The 17218-nt window shown below is 39.3% G+C and carries 15 protein-coding genes; 8 read left to right on the forward strand and 7 right to left on the reverse strand.

What is annotated here, in order from left to right; genetic code table 11:
* Positions 1-6: 6 nt before the first annotated feature.
* The gene (gene nudF, locus A4G16_RS07975) at positions 7-636 is read left to right on the forward strand and encodes an ADP-ribose diphosphatase (protein ID WP_165889436.1); all 630 of its coding nucleotides are present in this window, start codon (positions 7-9) and stop codon (positions 634-636) included.
* Positions 637-668: 32 nt separating this feature from the next.
* On the opposite strand, the gene A4G16_RS07980 is transcribed toward nudF, so the two are convergent.
* From A4G16_RS07980 to A4G16_RS08000, 5 genes are all read right to left on the reverse strand, one after another.
* Positions 669-2072 (reverse strand): surface lipoprotein assembly modifier, encoded by a 1404-nt coding sequence (locus A4G16_RS07980; protein WP_165889437.1) that lies wholly within the window; start codon positions 2070-2072, stop codon positions 669-671.
* Between the two features lie 56 nt (positions 2073-2128).
* Complete coding sequence (locus A4G16_RS07985; RefSeq protein ID WP_165889438.1) at positions 2129-3205, reverse strand: factor H binding protein domain-containing protein; 1077 nt, start codon at positions 3203-3205, stop codon at positions 2129-2131.
* A gap of 195 nt (positions 3206-3400) precedes the next feature.
* A complete protein-coding gene (locus A4G16_RS07990) occupies positions 3401-3703 on the reverse strand; it encodes an EamA family transporter (RefSeq protein ID WP_336217463.1) in 303 nt (100 codons plus the stop codon).
* Positions 3704-3740: 37 nt separating this feature from the next.
* Positions 3741-4925 (reverse strand): mannonate dehydratase, encoded by a 1185-nt coding sequence (uxuA, locus tag A4G16_RS07995; protein ID WP_165889440.1) that lies wholly within the window; start codon positions 4923-4925, stop codon positions 3741-3743.
* A 19-nt stretch (positions 4926-4944) separates the two neighbouring features.
* Entirely contained in the window at positions 4945-5694 is a 750-nt protein-coding gene (locus tag A4G16_RS08000; protein WP_165889441.1) for an FCD domain-containing protein, read from the reverse strand.
* 249 nt (positions 5695-5943) lie between these two features.
* On the opposite strand from A4G16_RS08000, the gene A4G16_RS08005 reads away from it, so the two are divergent.
* The 7 genes from A4G16_RS08005 to cpdA all read left to right on the forward strand — a co-directional run bounded on the left by A4G16_RS08005 (position 5944) and on the right by cpdA (position 13959).
* Positions 5944-6789, forward strand: a complete 846-nt coding sequence (locus A4G16_RS08005; protein ID WP_165889442.1) for an SDR family oxidoreductase — start codon at positions 5944-5946, stop codon at positions 6787-6789.
* A gap of 9 nt (positions 6790-6798) precedes the next feature.
* Positions 6799-7614, forward strand: a complete 816-nt coding sequence (locus tag A4G16_RS08010) for an HAD family hydrolase (protein ID WP_027073699.1) — start codon at positions 6799-6801, stop codon at positions 7612-7614.
* 42 nt (positions 7615-7656) lie between these two features.
* Positions 7657-9417: a glycoside hydrolase family 3 protein gene (locus A4G16_RS08015; RefSeq protein ID WP_165889443.1), complete on the forward strand. Its 1761-nt coding sequence runs from the start codon at positions 7657-7659 to the stop codon at positions 9415-9417.
* A gap of 27 nt (positions 9418-9444) precedes the next feature.
* Positions 9445-10857 carry an MFS transporter gene (locus tag A4G16_RS08020; RefSeq protein WP_165889444.1) on the forward strand — a complete coding sequence of 471 codons (1413 nt, stop codon included), beginning with the start codon at positions 9445-9447 and terminating at the stop codon, positions 10855-10857.
* A 14-nt stretch (positions 10858-10871) separates the two neighbouring features.
* Entirely contained in the window at positions 10872-12275 is a 1404-nt protein-coding gene (gene uxaC, locus A4G16_RS08025; protein WP_165889445.1) for a glucuronate isomerase, read from the forward strand.
* Positions 12276-12298: 23 nt separating this feature from the next.
* A complete protein-coding gene (locus A4G16_RS08030) occupies positions 12299-12940 on the forward strand; it encodes a bifunctional 4-hydroxy-2-oxoglutarate aldolase/2-dehydro-3-deoxy-phosphogluconate aldolase (protein ID WP_165889446.1) in 642 nt (213 codons plus the stop codon).
* A gap of 182 nt (positions 12941-13122) precedes the next feature.
* On the forward strand, positions 13123-13959 hold the full coding sequence (gene cpdA / locus A4G16_RS08035) for a 3',5'-cyclic-AMP phosphodiesterase (RefSeq protein ID WP_165889447.1): 837 nt from the start codon (positions 13123-13125) through the stop codon (positions 13957-13959).
* 83 nt (positions 13960-14042) lie between these two features.
* Here cpdA and torD read toward each other — a convergent pair whose 3' ends face one another.
* Positions 14043-14654 (reverse strand): molecular chaperone TorD, encoded by a 612-nt coding sequence (gene torD / locus A4G16_RS08040; RefSeq protein WP_165889448.1) that lies wholly within the window; start codon positions 14652-14654, stop codon positions 14043-14045.
* Positions 14654-17119 (reverse strand): trimethylamine-N-oxide reductase TorA, encoded by a 2466-nt coding sequence (gene torA / locus A4G16_RS08045; RefSeq protein WP_165889449.1) that lies wholly within the window; start codon positions 17117-17119, stop codon positions 14654-14656. Before torA ends, torD begins: the two co-directional genes overlap by 1 nt.
* Positions 17120-17218 lie beyond the last annotated feature (99 nt).

The following is a 17218-nucleotide window of genomic DNA, read 5'->3' on the forward strand; positions in this document are numbered from 1 at the left end:
TATAAAATGAGCAAAAAAACACCCCAATATCAATATGATGACTTACAAATTGTAAAACAAGAAACCGTTTACAAAGGTCATTTTGAGCTGCAAAAAATCACTTTTCGCCATAAATTATTTTCAGGCGAAATGAGTGGTGAAGTAGTACGTGAATTGCTCATTAAAGGCGAAGCAGCAGCTCTCATCGCCTATGACCCCAAATTAGATAATGTAGTACTTATCGAACAAGTCAGAATCGGTGCCTATGACCCAATTCAGAGAAAATCACCTTGGTTACTCGAATTAGTTGCAGGAATGGTGGATAAAGGCAACGAAGTTCCTGCTGAAGTTGCAATTCGCGAAGCGCAAGAAGAAGCAGGCTTAAAAGTAAGCGAAGTTCAACATGCCCTAAGCGTTTGGGATAGCCCTGGCGGGCAACTTGAGAGGCTGCACTTATTTCTAGGCTTGATCGATAGTACTCAAGTAAAATCCGGCGAAGTACACGGCTTATTAGCAGAAGAAAATGAAGATATTCTCGTGCATGTTGTTAGCCGCGAGCAAGCCTACCGATGGGTAGAAGATGGCACTATCGATAATGTGATTGCGGTGATTGGTTTACAATGGTTAGAACTCAATTACACTAAGTTTAGAGCTTGAATAAATATTCCCCTTAAAATAGGGGAATATGGCTAAAATAATTTTTCGACTGTAAAAAAGAGTTCTTTATTGCTGCGAGAGTAAAAATCAGCAATGTTGCTATCTATTCTCTGGTAGCGAAAATTCAGTTTCGGCACAATGCCTTGCCAATGCCAATTTTTATTCCACACCGCAATATTGGCTTGATATTCCTTATCTTGCCGTTTGTAGCCAAACAAATAATGTTTATCCGCAAAATAACGCTTTCCATACCCTAAACTGGCTGAGGTTGCCCAGCTTGAAGTTTGGTAAATCACACCTACATTTACCAACCACTTATTTGAGGATTGTGCTTTTTCTCGTGCAATTTCACGACTGGCAATTAGATTTGCAAAAAATCGCCAATTTTTAACCGCTTGCCATTGTGTTCCAACAGTTACTTGATTCTGGTAACTATTATGGCGTTCTGCAGTTTTAGGAGCAAAATAGCGTTTTTGCAAATGGCTGAATGAGCCTGAAACTAAGCCTTGCTCAAAACGTTTAAGCGCATTTATTCTGCCACCAAACTGGTAGTTATAACGTGAGCTACCCAGCCAATTCTGTTCTATAAATGGTGAAAACCCAACGCGATAATGTGCCGTTCTGTAACTATAGCTTGGTTTTATAGAAACTGACTGCTCACTATAATCCTGGTTATTCCAATAATAAACACCATTATAAGCAAGCTCTGTTCCTAAAAAGTGGTTGCCACCTACATTTCGCACTTTACTTAACCCAACACCATATTTTATCCCTTTTGCCGCTTGAGGTAAGCTTTGCTTATCTTTACGGAAGATTCGCCCGTTTACATTCACAATAGGGGATGAGGCTGCATTATTCACATTATTGGTTTGGGTATACTGCAAGTAGAAATCGGGCTGCCAGCTCTCTTCTTCATTAATTTGGGTTAGCAACGAATTCACTGCGGTTTGTAAATTATGTGGAGCGGTCGTTTTAAGCTGTTCAAATTCCTTCTCTGCCTCTCTATAGCGGTAATCTTCTTTTAAAATTAAAGCTAAATCAAAACGAGGATAAATTAACTCCGGCTGTTTTTTCAGCAACTGCCGATAGTAAAAAATAGCAGAACGATGATCCTTTTTTGCATAGGCCAGAGCAGCCGATGCATAATCCAGCAGTAATGGATCAAATTGTTTTTGTATCGAATAATCTGTCAGTAATTTTTCTAACCTTACCCAATCTTGCGTTAAAATCGCTTGGTTAATTTGCTGCTCTATACTTTCAGCCTTATTCTCAGACAAGTAAACGGTTGATTTTAAGCTGTTTTTTGCAACTTTTTGGTCAAATTTAACCGCTTGTCTATCATAATTAAACTCTTTTGGATCTTGATGAAACTCAACAATAGTTTCAGCATTTACCCAAGGCGAAAAAAGCAACAATAGAAATAGTTTTTTATTCATAGTGTAAAAAAGAAATGCCGTTTAATTCGGGCTTAAACGGCATTTAAAATTAAGTGTTATTTTTGAATTTCGCCTCGAGTTCCGCTAATACCGAAGCGATCTGTTCCTCCGTTACCGTTAATCTCAATTTTTCCACCAATTTCTTCTGCTTTGGGGCCAAAGAATTCTATATTATAAGAACCACTCTCAATAGAGTTATCTTTATGATGTCTATGGGCAGTAGAAGAAATACCGCCATTCTCTATATTACCTTGTTCTAAGCTAATATGACCACCATATTCATTTTCAACTTTCCCTGATCCTTTACGATTAGAAAAATCTACATCATAAGTTAAACTACCACCATTAAGCCCAGCATCTCCGTGAGCGTCAAATGCTTTCCCTTTATAGGTTGCTCTGCCCTCAGTAGGTAACTTATCTGTCTTTAATCCTCTCACTTCGACCGTTTGATTAAGATTCTCTAATTTATCCCCTGATCTTACCATTTGAACCTTAACAACAGAATAATTCTGATTATAGAGGTTACCATAAGTTTGTCTTTTACCTCCATCTTCTTCAGTTGAAGGTAATAGTTTTAATCCTGGAACTTTATCATCAATCCCTTTAGCATCAATAATTTTTTTAGCTTCTTCCTCTTTTGCTTTTTCAGCTTTCTCTTTTGCTAAACGTTCTGCTTCTGCTTTCTTTTTTTCAGCTTCTTTGGCTAAACGCTCAGCTTCTGATTTCGCCTTTTCAGCTTTTTCTTTGGCTAAACGCTCAGCTTCCGCTTTTGCTTTTTCAGCCTCTTTTGCCAAACGCTCTGCTTCTGCTTTCTTTTTTTCAGCCTCTTTTGCTAAGCGCTCTGCTTCTGCTTTCGCTTTTTCAGACTTTTCTTTTGCTAAACGCTCTGCTTCTTTTTTCGCTTTTTCAGCCTCTTTTGCCAAACGCTCTGCTTCTGCTTTCGCTTTTTCAGCTTTTTCTTTTACTAAACGTTCTGCGTCAGTTTTTGCTTTATCTGCCTTATCTTTTAGCCCTTGCTTTTGCTCTGTAATTTTCTGGTTAGGCGATTTTGCATTAGAGCTTCCACCCGAACCACTACACGCAGTTAGACTAAATAAAATTAAAGTGGCTAATGTTATTTTTTTCATAAACATGATATTTTTCTCCTTAAAGTTAAAGAAATTATAAATTTTTGCTATATATAATAGCCATTCATTATAATGGAAAATAAATTCCCCTACAAAAAGTAATGTCTAACTCAACATCTGGTACGATGAGTCATCACTAAAATAGAATGCACTACAAGCGGTTGAAAACAGTGAATAATTTGCAAATAACAAAAGATTCGATTACTTTATTTTCAAAATAGTCGGTAAACGGTAGATTATCAATGCAGCTAAAATCAAACTACAACCTAGCCACTTTATAGAACTGATTTGCTCATCTAAAATCACTATGCTTAACAATAATGTCCAAACCGGCTCAAGTAACATAATCAAGGCTGAAGTGGCGATATGGCAATGCTTTTGCCCGATTGTTTGCATTAAAAAACGTAAGTGAGTTGTAATAAACACACTAGCAGCAAACCATGCCCACACACTATTTGGAATAGGGAAAATCCAAGTTTCCATACAAAGAGAAGAAAAAGGTATTAGGAATAATTATTCATAATACCTTCATATTGATTAATTAGTCATTAAAATACACTCTTTTTAACGCCAATTCTAAGCCGCGGAATTCTGCCAATCCTCTTAAACGGCCAATTGCTGAATAGCCCGGGTTAGTCTTTTTCTTTAAATCATCCAACATTTGATGACCATGGTCAGGACGCATTGGAATTAAACGTGTATCACCACTTGCTTTACGGCGATATTCTTCGGTGAGGAGTGCTTTCACTACTGCAAACATATCTACATCACCAGCTAAATGATCTGCCTCATGGAAACTTTGTGGATTTTCTTCACGCTGAGTAGCACGCAGATGAGCAAAATAGATACGATCTGCAAATGTTTCTGCCATTTTCACAAGATCGTTTTCAGCTAATACGCCATAAGATCCTGTGCAGAATGTAAAGCCATTGGCTGCAAGCGGTTGAATTTCGACAAACCATTGCATATCTTCAATTGTCGAAACAATGCGTGGTAAACCTAAAATCGGCCGAGGTGGATCATCAGGGTGAATTGCCATACGAATCCCCACTTCTTGTGCCACCGGTACAATTTCATTTAAAAAATAAGCTAGATGAGTGCGGAATTTATCGGCTGAGATTCCTTTATATCGGTCTAATTGAGCTTGGAATTCTTCTAATGTATAACCTTCTTCAGACCCCGGTAAGCCTGCAATGATATTTTTGGTTAATTTTGCAATATCTGCATCGCTCATCTTATCAAAATAAGTTTTAGCTTCTGCCTGTTCTTTAGATGAATAGGTCTCCTCTGCTCCCGGGCGTTTTAAGATATATAACTCAAAAGCAGCAAAAGCAACTTGGTCAAAACGTAATGCTTTGGAGCCATCCGGCATTTCATAATCAAGGTCTGTGCGAGTCCAATCTAATACAGGCATAAAGTTGTAGCACACCGTATCAATACCACATTCCGCTAAATTACGCAGAGTCTGCTTATAATTTTCAATCCATTGTTGATAGTTACCCGTTTGGGTTTTAATTTCTTCATGCACTGGCACACTTTCAACGACAGACCAAACCAGTCCTTTTTCTGCTAATTGAGCTTTACGCTTATTGATTTCCTCAATAGACCATACCTGACCGTTCGGAATATGGTGCAAGGCAGTGACAATACCTGTTGCACCTGCTTGTCTGATATCATCTAAAGATACTGGGTCATTTGGTCCATACCAACGCCATGCTTGTTCCATAGTAAACTCCTAATTTCACTTATAAATTAACAACTAATGGGCTAACATTAAACAAATAACCATCAAAATTGGGATCATCTAAATCCGATAATTCAAACAGTTTCTGTTTCACATTTTCTAAATGCTGCCACATTGCTTTTCTGGCTAATACAGGATCTTTTCGCTGTATCGCTGCAATAATATTTTCGTGATCTTTCAACCATTGATGTCGATAACTTTGATCCGGAATATGTGCATGTAATCCTTTCCACATAGGACTATTCGTTCTATATTCCCAAAGATCTTTTTGCATGCGAATAATCACTTCATTCTGCGTAATTTCTGCTATCGCTTTATGAAAGTCTTCATCAGCAACATAATCTTCATCACCATGTTCTAAAGTATTCCGCTCACGTTCTAAAATCTCTTTTAGATATAAAACATCTGCTCTTGTTGCCTGAATAGCTGCAAACTCTGCAATACTACTTTCAAGCAATTGCCTTGCTTGCAACAATTCAAAAGGCCCAACATCGGGTAAATTATCAACATCTTCGGTATTTAATTTCGGTAAATTAATGACATAAACTCCCGATCCTTTACGAACTTCAACAAGGTTTTCAAGTTCTAGCATAATAAGAGCTTCACGAATTACCGTACGGCTAACATTAAAATAATTTGCCAGATCTCGCTCGGCAGGTAGTTTATCGCCTACCTGATAAGCTCCACTTAATAATTCTGCTTTTAATTCTTGTCCTATTTTTTTATAAGAGCGTAAATCTTCGGGTGTCATAAATTTTTATCTCTATCATGTTTAAAATTAGCCTTTGGTTTACCAAAATACCATAAATGGGATAAAACACCAAGAAATTGCCATTTGATAAAAACATTTTATTTATAAATCAAACCCAGTAAACAAAAAAATCATCATTTTGTGATAAATATCACATTTCTGATAAAAATTGGTGTACCAATTATAACTAAGTGGTAATATATGTGTGTTTTTATAGCTAGAGTAGTCACCTATATAGGAGAAATAACAATGAGCATTTCAAAAAATCATAATTTCAAAGATAAAGTCGTTGTAATCACAGGGGCAGGAGGTGTGCTTTGTGCCTTCTTTGCACAAGAGTTAGCAAAAACAGGAGCAAAAGTTGCCTTATTAGATATAAATCTTGAGACAGCTGAACAGTACGCTCAAGAAATTATTAATAATAGTGGTATTGCAAAAGCCTATAAAGCAAATGTGCTAGATTTAGAAAGTATCCAGCAAGCTCGTAATGCAATTGCAGCTGATTTAGGAACTTGTGATGTTCTCATCAATGGTGCAGGTGGTAATAGCCCTAAGGCTACAACGGATAATGAATTCCACGAATTTAACTTAGCAGATAGCACGAAGTCTTTCTTTGAATTAGATAAAAGTGGAATTGAGTTTGTATTTAATCTGAACTATTTAGGTACATTGCTTCCAACCCAAATATTTGCAAAAGATATGATTGGTAAGAAAGGAGCAAACATCATCAATATCTCAAGTATGAATGCTTACACACCATTAACTAAAATTCCGGCCTACTCAGGAGCCAAAGCAGCAATTAGCAATTTTACTCAATGGCTAGCCGTTTATTTCTCTCACGTTGGTATTCGCTGCAATGCTATCGCTCCTGGTTTCTTAGTGAGTAACCAAAACCGTGCTTTGCTTTTTAATTCGGACGGTACACCAACTGCTCGTGCAAACAAAATCTTAACCAACACACCAATGGGACGTTTTGGAGAAGCAGAAGAATTAATGGGTGGTATCTTATTTTTAATGGATGAGAGCTATGCTAGCTTTGTAAACGGTGTAGTGCTACCGATTGATGGTGGATTCTCTGCTTATAGCGGTGTGTAGGAGGAAATAATGACAGAGTTTACACCTAAACACGATTTTATTGTATGCATTGATTCCGATGGTTGCGCAATGGATACAATGAATATTAAACATGAAATTTGTTTCGGGCCTTATGCTGTTGAAGTTTTTAGTATTGAAGATAAATCTCGCTTCATTGAAATTTGGAACAGAATTAATCTTTATTCTCAAACACGTGGTATTAATCGTTTTAAAGGATTAATTCTCTCATTAGAAGAATATGGTTATGACAAAGATTTTAAACAATTAAAAAATTGGGTAAATACTACACAAGAGCTTTCCAATCGCTCGCTAATCCAAGAGTTGCAAGCAAACAATTCTCCAGATCTTAAACTAGCATTAACATGGTCTGAAAAAGTAAATGATGGTGTTAAAACCTTACACTCACAAGATAAACCATTCCATCTAGTAAAACGCTCGCTAGCTATCATCAAAGAGTTCGCTGATATTGCAGTAGTTAGCTCAGCCAACAATGAGGCAATTATAGATGAGTGGACAAGACATGGTTTACTGCCTTTTGTGGATATTGTATACGGGCAAGATGAAGGTACAAAAACATTCTGTCTCAATCAATTAAAGCAGTATGGTTACCAACCAAACCAAATCTTAATGGTAGGGGACTCTCCTGGTGATTTAAATAGTGCCTACGAAGCTGGTGTGAACTTCTTTCCTATTTTATGTGGTATAGAAGATGAATCTTGGGATCGATTAATCTTAGAAACGCTAGGGAAATTGGTTTACCAAAATTTTGATGATGCATACCAAGCACAATTAATTGAAAAATTTAATACCAATTTAGCAGCTTGATAACACAGTTTTTATTATTTTAGAGAATAGATAGGAGAAATTATGTCTGTTGATTTAACTAAGAAACCCTATTACTTAAAAGATGAGGATATTCAATGGGTAAAAAATACTATTGCAAATATGAGCCTTGAAGAAAAAATTGGGCAACTTTTTGTAAATATGGGTTCAAGTAGAACAGAAGAGTATCTGACCGATGTTTTAAATCGATATCATATTGGTGCAGTGCGTTATAACCCTGGTCCAGCAGAAGAAATTTATGACCAAAACTATATCCTACAAACTAAAAGTAAAATTCCTCTTTTAATTGCAGCTAATACTGAAGCAGGAGGTAATGGCGCTTGTAGCGATGGTACAGAGATAGGTTTACAAGTCAAAATTGGAGCAACTAACGATGCAAAATATGCTTATGAAATGGGACGTGTCGCAGGTGTTGAAGCTGCTGCAGTTGGTTGTAACTGGAGTTTTGCTCCGATTGTAGATATTAGCTATAACTGGCGTAACCCAATTATCTCTAATCGAGTGTTTGGCTCAGATCCTGACAAAGTCCTAGAAATGGCACTGGCTTATATGAAAGGTATTCAAGAAAGCGGTATTGCTCCGGCTGCTAAACATTTCCCAGGAGATGGTGTCGATGAGCGAGATCAACATCTTTCCTTTAGCGTAAATAGCTTTAGTTGTGAAGAATGGGATAACACTTATGGTAAAGTATATAAAGGTTTAATTGAAGCAGGTTTACCTTCATTAATGGCAGGCCATATTCATTTACCTGCTTATGAGAAACATTTCAACCCAAACCTTTCTTACGAAGATTGCTTACCCGCAACCCTATCTAAACCAATTTTGACCGATTTATTGCGCGGCAAACTAGACTTTAACGGCGTTGTAGTCACTGATGCAAGCCACATGGTCGCAATGACATCAGCAATGAAACGCAGTGAAATGCTACCAACTGCAATTGCAGCTGGTTGTGATTTATTCCTTTTCTTTAATGATCCTGATGAAGATTTTAGCTATATGATGGATGGTTATAAAAACGGAATCATTACAGAAGAACGTTTAAACGATGCCCTAACTCGTATTTTAGGTTTAAAAGCAAAATTAGGCTTACATAATCGTCCAAAAGAAACTTTACTTGAACCAAAAGAACAAGCATTAGCCAAAATTGGTTTATCTGAAAATAAGGCAATTTTCTGTGAGGTAGCAGATAAAGCAATTACACTTGTTAAAAACAAACAAGATATTTTCCCAATTAGTGTTGAACGCTTCCCAAGAATATTACTTGTTAATGTGAAAGGCACAGATGGTGGCTTCGGAAAAATGGTAGCAGGTAGCCAACGTAATGCAACTGAAATTTTAAAAGAAAAATTAGAGAAGAAAGGTTTTAATGTATCCATTTATACTTCTCCGATGGAGAATATTCTTAAAATGTCAGATGAAGATCAAGTTAAAACTATCCGTAACGAATATTCACAAAAACGCCCAATTACGAGTTTAACAGACCATTATGATTTAATTATCAATGTCGCAAATGTTCAAATGAGCACCGTTCAACGCATTGTATGGCAAGCGACAAAAGGAACACCTGACATTCCATTCTATATTCATGAAATTCCAACCATTTTTGTATCGGTTCAATGCCCATTCCATTTGGTTGATGTGCCTCAAGTGAAAACGTACATCAATGCCTACGATGGTAAAGAACCAACTATGGAAATATTAGTTGAAAAATTAATGGGTAACTCCGAGTTTAAAGGTGTTAGCCCTGTAGATGCTTATTGTGGCTACAAAGATACTCGCATCTAATCATTCTAGCTAGTAAGGAGTTTTTTTATGAGTTCAGAACAAAGACCTTTTGGTATAAAAGATAAACTTGCCTATATGGCTGGTGATATCGCCAACGACTTAAGTTTTATGATGTCAGCTTTCTTTTTAATGCTTTTCTATACTAACGTATTGCAAATTGAAGGCTATGTTGTTGGTATTCTCTTTCTTGTTTCTAGAGTTATCGATGCATTTACCGATATCGGTATGGGACGATTAGTAGATACAATGAAGCCTTTCAAAGAAGGAAGATTCAGAGGTATTATTCGTCGAGCAGCTCCATTTATCTGTATTTCAGCCTTTCTCCTTTTCTTACACGTAGTGAAAGATTGGTCTTATACAGCAAAACTGGTTTATGTCACAATTACCTATATTGTGTGGGGAAGTTTAGCTTATACAGCAATTAATATTCCTTATGGTTCAATGGCTTCTGTCATCACTACAAAGCCTGAGGAGCGTGCTGGACTATCCGTTTTCCGTACCGTTGGAGCGAATATTGCATTGCTCTTTATCTCTTTTGTTATTCCATTGATTATTTATAAAGAAGTGGATGGAAAACAAGTAATTATCCCTGAAATGTTCACTTACATTATGGGAGTATTTATGATTTGTGCCTTTATTCTTTACCAAATCTGTTGGAAATTCTCCATTGAACGAGTGCAATTACCTGAAAAAGATGGACGTCGTTATAACAAAAAACACAATAAAGCAGACTGTTTGAAAGACGTAAAAGCTATTTTCAGTAGCTTATTTTCTAATAATGCTTTATTAATTTTCATTTTAGTAGCGATTATTTTATTACTCGCAAACTTACTAATTGGCACCATGAACCCATATTTGTATGTAGATTACTTCAATAGCAAATTAGCCTTATCATTCGGTGGTATTTTAGGTGCAGTAACAACCTTTATAGTTGCACCATTTGCACAAAATATAGTGAAAAAATACGGTAAAAAAGAGTCAGCTTCTGTTGGATTACTGATTACAGCAATCATTTACGGAGTATTATTTTTCGTAAAAATTACTAATGTTTGGATCTATATCGTTATTGTGTTAATCGCATCACTTGGTTTAAGCTATTTCCAAATTATCGTATGGGCATTTATTACAGATATTATCGATAACCAATTCATAAAAACAGGACGCCGTGAGGACGGAACAATTTACGCTGTTTACTCATTCGCCCGCAAAATTGGTCAAGCATTAGCAGGAGGATTAGGAGGCTTCGCATTAAGCTATATTGGCTATACAGCTAAAGCACCATCCCAGCCACAAGAAGTCTTAGAATCAATTTATGCCTTTGCAACTGGGGTTCCAGCATTTGCTTGTCTATTAATTTTCTTATTGCTTAAATATGCCTATCCGCTTTCTAAAGAAATTGTAGAACAAAACTCAGCAGCATTAGAAAAACAAACAAATTAGGGGTGAATGAAATTATGATGAATTTTATGACGGAAAATTTTCTGCTCTCAACATCAACAGCTCAAAAGCTCTATCACGATTATGCTAAAGATCAGCCAATTTTCGACTACCATTGTCATTTAAACCCAAAAGAAATCGTAGAAAACCGACAATTCAATGATTTAGCTGAAATTTGGTTGGAAGGCGATCACTATAAATGGCGGGCAATGCGTTCAGCCGGTATTGAAGAGCGTTTAATTACAGGTGAGGCAGATAAATACAGCAAATATTTAGCCTTTGCAGAAACCGTTCCAAAATGTATCGGTAACCCGATTTACCATTGGACACACTTAGAGCTACGCAGACCGTTTGGTATCGTCAATACTCTTTTTTCGCCAGAAACCGCAGAGAAAATTTGGCATCAAGGCAAAGAACTATTACAACAATCTGAGTTTTCAGCCCGTGGCATTATGCAACAAATGAATGTGAAATTGGTTGGTACAACTGATGATCCGGTTGATTCATTAGAACATCATCAATCAATTGCTCAGGATAATACTTTTGATATCGAGGTTGTGCCAAGTTTCCGACCAGACCGAGCGTTTAAAATTGAGCTACCACTATTCAATGAATATATTGAAACGTTAGGCAAAGTATCAGATGTTGAAATCAATACGTTTGAGAAACTAAAGCAAGCTTTATTAAAACGTCTTGAACACTTCGATAAACATGGCTGTAAATCTGCCGATCACGGTATTGAAGTTGTCCGTTTTTCACCAATTCCTGATGAAAAGCTCCTCGATCAGATTTTGCAAAAAAGATTACAAAATCAACCGCTTGTAGAAGAAGAGATTGCCCAATTTAGCACCGCACTACTTGTCTGGTTAGGTACAGAATACCATAAACGTAATTGGGTAATGCAGCTGCATATTGGGGCAATTCGTAATAACAATACAAGAATGTTTAAGTTATTGGGGGCGGATTCAGGTTTTGATTCAATTGGCGACCGTACGTTTGCGGAGTCACTTTCACGCTTATTAGACGCTATGGATCAAACCGATCAACTACCTAAAACAATTCTATATTGCTTAAACCCTCGTGATAACGAAATGTTAGCCAGTATGATTGGCAATTTCCAAACCGGAGGCATTGCCGGCAAAATCCAATTTGGCTCGGGTTGGTGGTTTAACGATCAAAAAGACGGAATGGAACGCCAGCTACAGCAATTATCTCAATTAGGTTTACTCAGCCAATTTGTCGGTATGCTAACCGACTCTCGTAGTTTCTTATCTTACACTCGCCATGAGTATTTCCGCCGGATTCTGTGTGAAATGATTGGTGGCTGGGTTGAACGTGGTGAAGCACCAAATGACCTGAACCTGCTAGGTAATATGGTCAAAGATATTTGCTACAGTAATGCGAAACGTTATTTCAAATAGGACAGATCATCAAAGAGGTAAAAATGCGTTATACCACCGAACAAATTGTCGAAAAACTTAGAGAACTCAAAGTTGTCCCCGTCATCGCTCTCGACAACGCAGAAGATATTTTGCCATTGGCAAAAACACTTTCAGAGAACGGCTTACCTGTGGTGGAAATCACTTTCCGCTCAGCCGCCGCTCAAGAGGCGATTAAATTAGTTAAAGCTCATTATCCTGAAGTATTAATTGCTGCCGGCACAGTACTAACCAAAGAACAAGTGCTTACCGCTAAAAATGCAGGGGCGGATTGTATTGTGACACCGGGCTTTAACCCAAATATCGTGAAGTATTGCCAAGAGTTAAACCTTCCCGTTACCCCGGGTGTGAACAACCCTATGGCAATTGAAGCCGCCCTCGAACTCGGCATACAAGCGGTCAAATTTTTCCCTGCCGAAGCAAGTGGCGGAGTGAAAATGATTAAAGCCTTGCTTGGTCCTTACGGTAATCTACAAATTATGCCAACAGGAGGTATCAGCCCGATTAATATTAAGGAATATCTCGCTATTCCAAATATTGTTGCTTGTGGTGGATCTTGGTTTGTGGAAAAATCATTAATTAACAATAAAAAATGGAATGAGATTGGAAAATTAGTTAAAGAAGCGGTTGAGTTAGTGAATAATTAAAAAGCATCTTTTATGAATAAATGATCTGCCCCCCAAAGCTAGACAAGTAACTAAGGTGCAGATTTTTTCTCAATTAATCCTACTTTTTTCCAAAAATGTGGCATAGTCCACATTTTTCATTTTGAGTTATTGATAAAATCCTACAAGTTAAAATTTATAAGCATTTGAATGGATATCGATAAATGAATGAATCCCTGAAATTAGATAAAAAGGGGGCAATTAGGTTATTACAAATAACCGACCCACATTTACTTTCTACCCCACAAGAAACTCTACTTGAAGTTAGAACAGTTGAAAGTTTTGCTGCTGTTATCAACCAAATCAATGCTCAGGTTGAAGAAACATCACAGCCTTTCGATCTTGTTCTGGCGACAGGTGACTTAATTCAAGATCACCATATTGCCGGTTATCATCATTTTGCAAAAATAACGGCTAAATTAAACACATCTATTGTTTGGCTGGAAGGTAACCACGACACACAACCTGATATGGGCGAAATTCTAGCAAGTTATCCGCATATCTCACCATATCGTCATATTTTGATTGGTGATTACTGGCAAATTTTAATGCTGAATACGCAAGTTATTGGTAGGCCTTATGGTGAGCTATCCTCAGAACAGTTAGTTTGGCTGGAAAAGACCCTAAATCAATTCCCTGAACGTTTTAGCTTAATCGCACAGCATCACAATATTCTGCCAACCAATTCTGCATGGTTAGATCAGCACAGTTTGAAAAATGCCGATAAGTTAGCAGAAATTTTAATCAAATTTAAAAAAGTAAAAGGTATTGTACATGGCCATATCCACCAGCAAGTGGATTCTATATGGAAAGATATTCCTATTTTTGCTACACCTTCTACCTGTATTCAATTTAAACCTAATTGTGATCAATTTACATTAGATACCTTGCCTCAAGGCTGGCGGGAATTCTACCTGCACGAAAATGGGGAGATTGAAACCATCGTCAAGCGGTTAAATTCTAATGATTTTTTACCAAACTTTCACTCTAAAGGTTATTAATTTTTATCAATAAAAAAAGACCGCTTGCATTAAACAAACGGTCTTTAGCCACTATTTTTTAGAGATAATTACTCTGCCCTAAATCAAAATTTAGTTGCAATCTCTCTTTCTAAATCATACGCTACAAACTTCTCTAAAAGCTGAAGCAAGCTTTGATAAAACGTCGTTTTCGTTGAAACCTGTTGAGCTTTTGCCACCCACAATGGCAGCCATGGTAGCTGGGTTTGTAGGAAGCGTTGCACCTCTTCATCGCTGCTTTTTTCCAGCAACTTATCCAACAGGTTCAAATACACGCCGATATGGTCGCTCGGTTCTTTCGTTTCTCGGTTAATTTGCAGTGAAAAATGAGCCAGTAGCCGATCCATTTCTGCCAAATGTGCCGTCAGCGCGCTCTCACCCAAATAGGCGGAAGCATAAGGAATGGCACTCTGTTTGCCGTCTAACAAAAAGAGCTGGGCAAAATCCGCTGCCAGTTCTAAACGGGGAAATTCCAGCTGCCCACAAGCGGTCAATTCTGCCTGAAATCTTGCAACGTCTTCGTTCAAGCCAAGCTCGGTGAGAAATGCAAAAAAATCGCCAAATTGATCCGCTTGTAGGGCGTTGAGCTGCTCGTCCGAGAGTTCTCGAGCGAGCATCGCGTTAAACCAGCGGTAGGTAAATTGCCGCTCCTCACGGCTTAACCATTCGGGAGCCATTAGATTGTTACCTCAATCGCACCGTTAAAGCCGTTTGGTGCCGGTGCTTCGCCAATAAATTTCTCAATATTCACCAAACACGTATTGGCAGAAACCGCTTGCGCCAGTTTGGACGAGCCAATATCAAGCGTCATGGTATTCGGGTCGCCGTAGGTGTCGATAGCGCCGATTTTCTCATCAAGTGGTGAATACCACGCCCCTTCTTGCAAACGCACTATGCCTCTTGGGAAATTATCGGAAAGCACCGCGCCGACAATCGCTTGTCCACGGTCGTTAAATACACGGACGAGGTCGCCGTCTTGAATGCCAAGCTTGGCGGCATCTTGCGGGTTGAGGTAAAGCGGCTCACGCCCTTTTACGCTGTAAGTTTCACGCAGTTCTTTCGATTCGCAAAGCTGAGAGTGTAAACGTTTATCAGGGTGAACCGATTGTAACCAGAACGGGAATTTGTCGGAATTTTTGCCGCCGTGCGAACGCTCCGCTTTTTCGAACCACATTGGGTGACCTTTGCAGTCATCATAGCCAAAGCTGGCGATTTTGTTGCTGTAAATTTCGATAAAGCCAGATGGGGTACCGAGTGCGTGCAGCTCCGGATCTTCTCGGAAATCGGCGTGGCGAACCCACGGTTTGCCTTCCGGGAACAGCACATAGCCGGTTTTCCAGAACTCAGTAAATGCCGGCATATCAAATTTGCCTTTGTTCTCTTTGCGGCAATCGTTGTAGAGTTTCTCCACCCACTGCATTTCATCCATGCCACGGCTGTACTCTTTCTCTTTACCGAAGCGGCGGCAGAGATCACGGAAAATCTCAAAGTCGGAGCGAGAATCGTAGAGCGGGTCAATCAACTTGTGCATTGCAATTACGCCACGGTTGCTGTAGGAGCCGTAAGCATCAATATCGTTACGCTCAAACGGCGTGCAGGCAGGCAACACAATGTCGGAGAAGCGGCAAGTTGCCGTCCAGCTATAATTGATAGAGACAATGGTTTCCAATTTTTGGAACGCCAGCTTCATTTTATTGCGCTCAGAGTGGCGGTGCCACTGGTTACAGCCGGTGAAAATCGCCATTTTAAACGGGGCATAAGTCACTTTTTTACCGTTGTAATCAATGGTTTCGCCTGCGTGCAGCAGGCTGTCGGTCATTCGTGCCACCGGAATGGTGTCACTGTAGCCTTTATAGTCCTTATTGTCATATTTCGGCGTTTGCCCTTCGTCAATGTTGAGCGGGAAAGCCCCCGGCATGGCTGCACCGGATTCCGGAATGCCGATAGAGCTGTAATGGTGAGCGTAGCTGATTCCACCACCCGCCAAGCCGATCTGCCCTAACATCGAGGCCAGCACCGCCCCCATCCAGTACGGCTGCTCGCCGTGTTGCTGGCGTTGAATTGCCCAGCCGAAAATCAGTTGCGTGCGTTTGCCTGCCAACATTCGTGCGAATTCACGGATACGCTCGGCGGAAATGCCACAAATTTCTGCCGCCCACTCGGCGGTTTTGGCAACTTTATCTTCGGTTTCGCCTAACAGATACGGTAGGAATTTCTCAAAGCCGACCGTGTACATATCAATGAATTTTTTATCGTATAAGTTTTCCGTATAAAGCGTATGTGCCAAGGCTAACATAAACGGCACATCGGTTTGTGGGTTGATGTACTGCTGCTCACAACCTAAGAAGTTTTGCGTTTTGCTTTTTACCGGATCCACACAGATCACATTCACCCCTTTCGCCGCCACTTTTTCTTTCAGTTTTTCTAAGTAGGCGTAGGCTTCGTGGGTTTCACAGTTCCAGCCGACTTGCAGGTTTTTCACCGGATCGCTCGCCCAGAAAATGATATTTTCACTCTCTTTTAAAATGATTTCCCACGAGGTGCCTTGTGAATAGACTTCGGTCGAACCCAGCACATACGGCAGAATGGTTTGCCCTGCACCGGTGGAATAGTCGCCCGCCGTGCCAACACTGTTACCGTGCATGGCAATGGCACGGATCATATGGTTGCCGCAACTATGGAACTGACCGGTTGAACGCCAGCCCACGTTTGCCGTGTGTAATGCCCACGGGCCGTAGTCTTTCTGTACTCGCTCTAGCTCTTCATAGAAGAGATCTAGGGCTTCGTCCCAGGTTACCCGCACAAAACGGTTATCGCCTCGCTGGGTACGGTCACTATTTTGACGGTTTTTAAGCCAATCTAAACGCACCATTGGGTAACGAATACGGGCATCGCTATAAATTAAACCTTTGATTCCGTTGAGCATTTCAGTTGGGTGTTTATCAAACTCAAACGGCTTGATTTCTGCCACACGACCATTCTCAATTTTGGCACGCATTGCCCCCCAGTGGGAGCCGGAAATTTTCCATTCACTGAGATTTTCATTGGCAAAGACATTGCGTGGCACGAGAAAACTCGGTGTGGCGATGGCTGCCGCCATCACAGACATATTTTTTAAAAATTGACGGCGAGATTGTTGCATATCTTGTCCTTGTGTAATTTGTAAAATGTTAGCGGAATTTGACCGCTTGTATTCCCCGAATTTATGAAGATATGGAAGGGTACCCCTTCCCCTTTAGAG

Source organism: Mannheimia granulomatis (assembly GCF_011455695.1).
In the GTDB taxonomy this organism is placed as follows: domain Bacteria; phylum Pseudomonadota; class Gammaproteobacteria; order Enterobacterales; family Pasteurellaceae; genus Mannheimia; species Mannheimia granulomatis_A.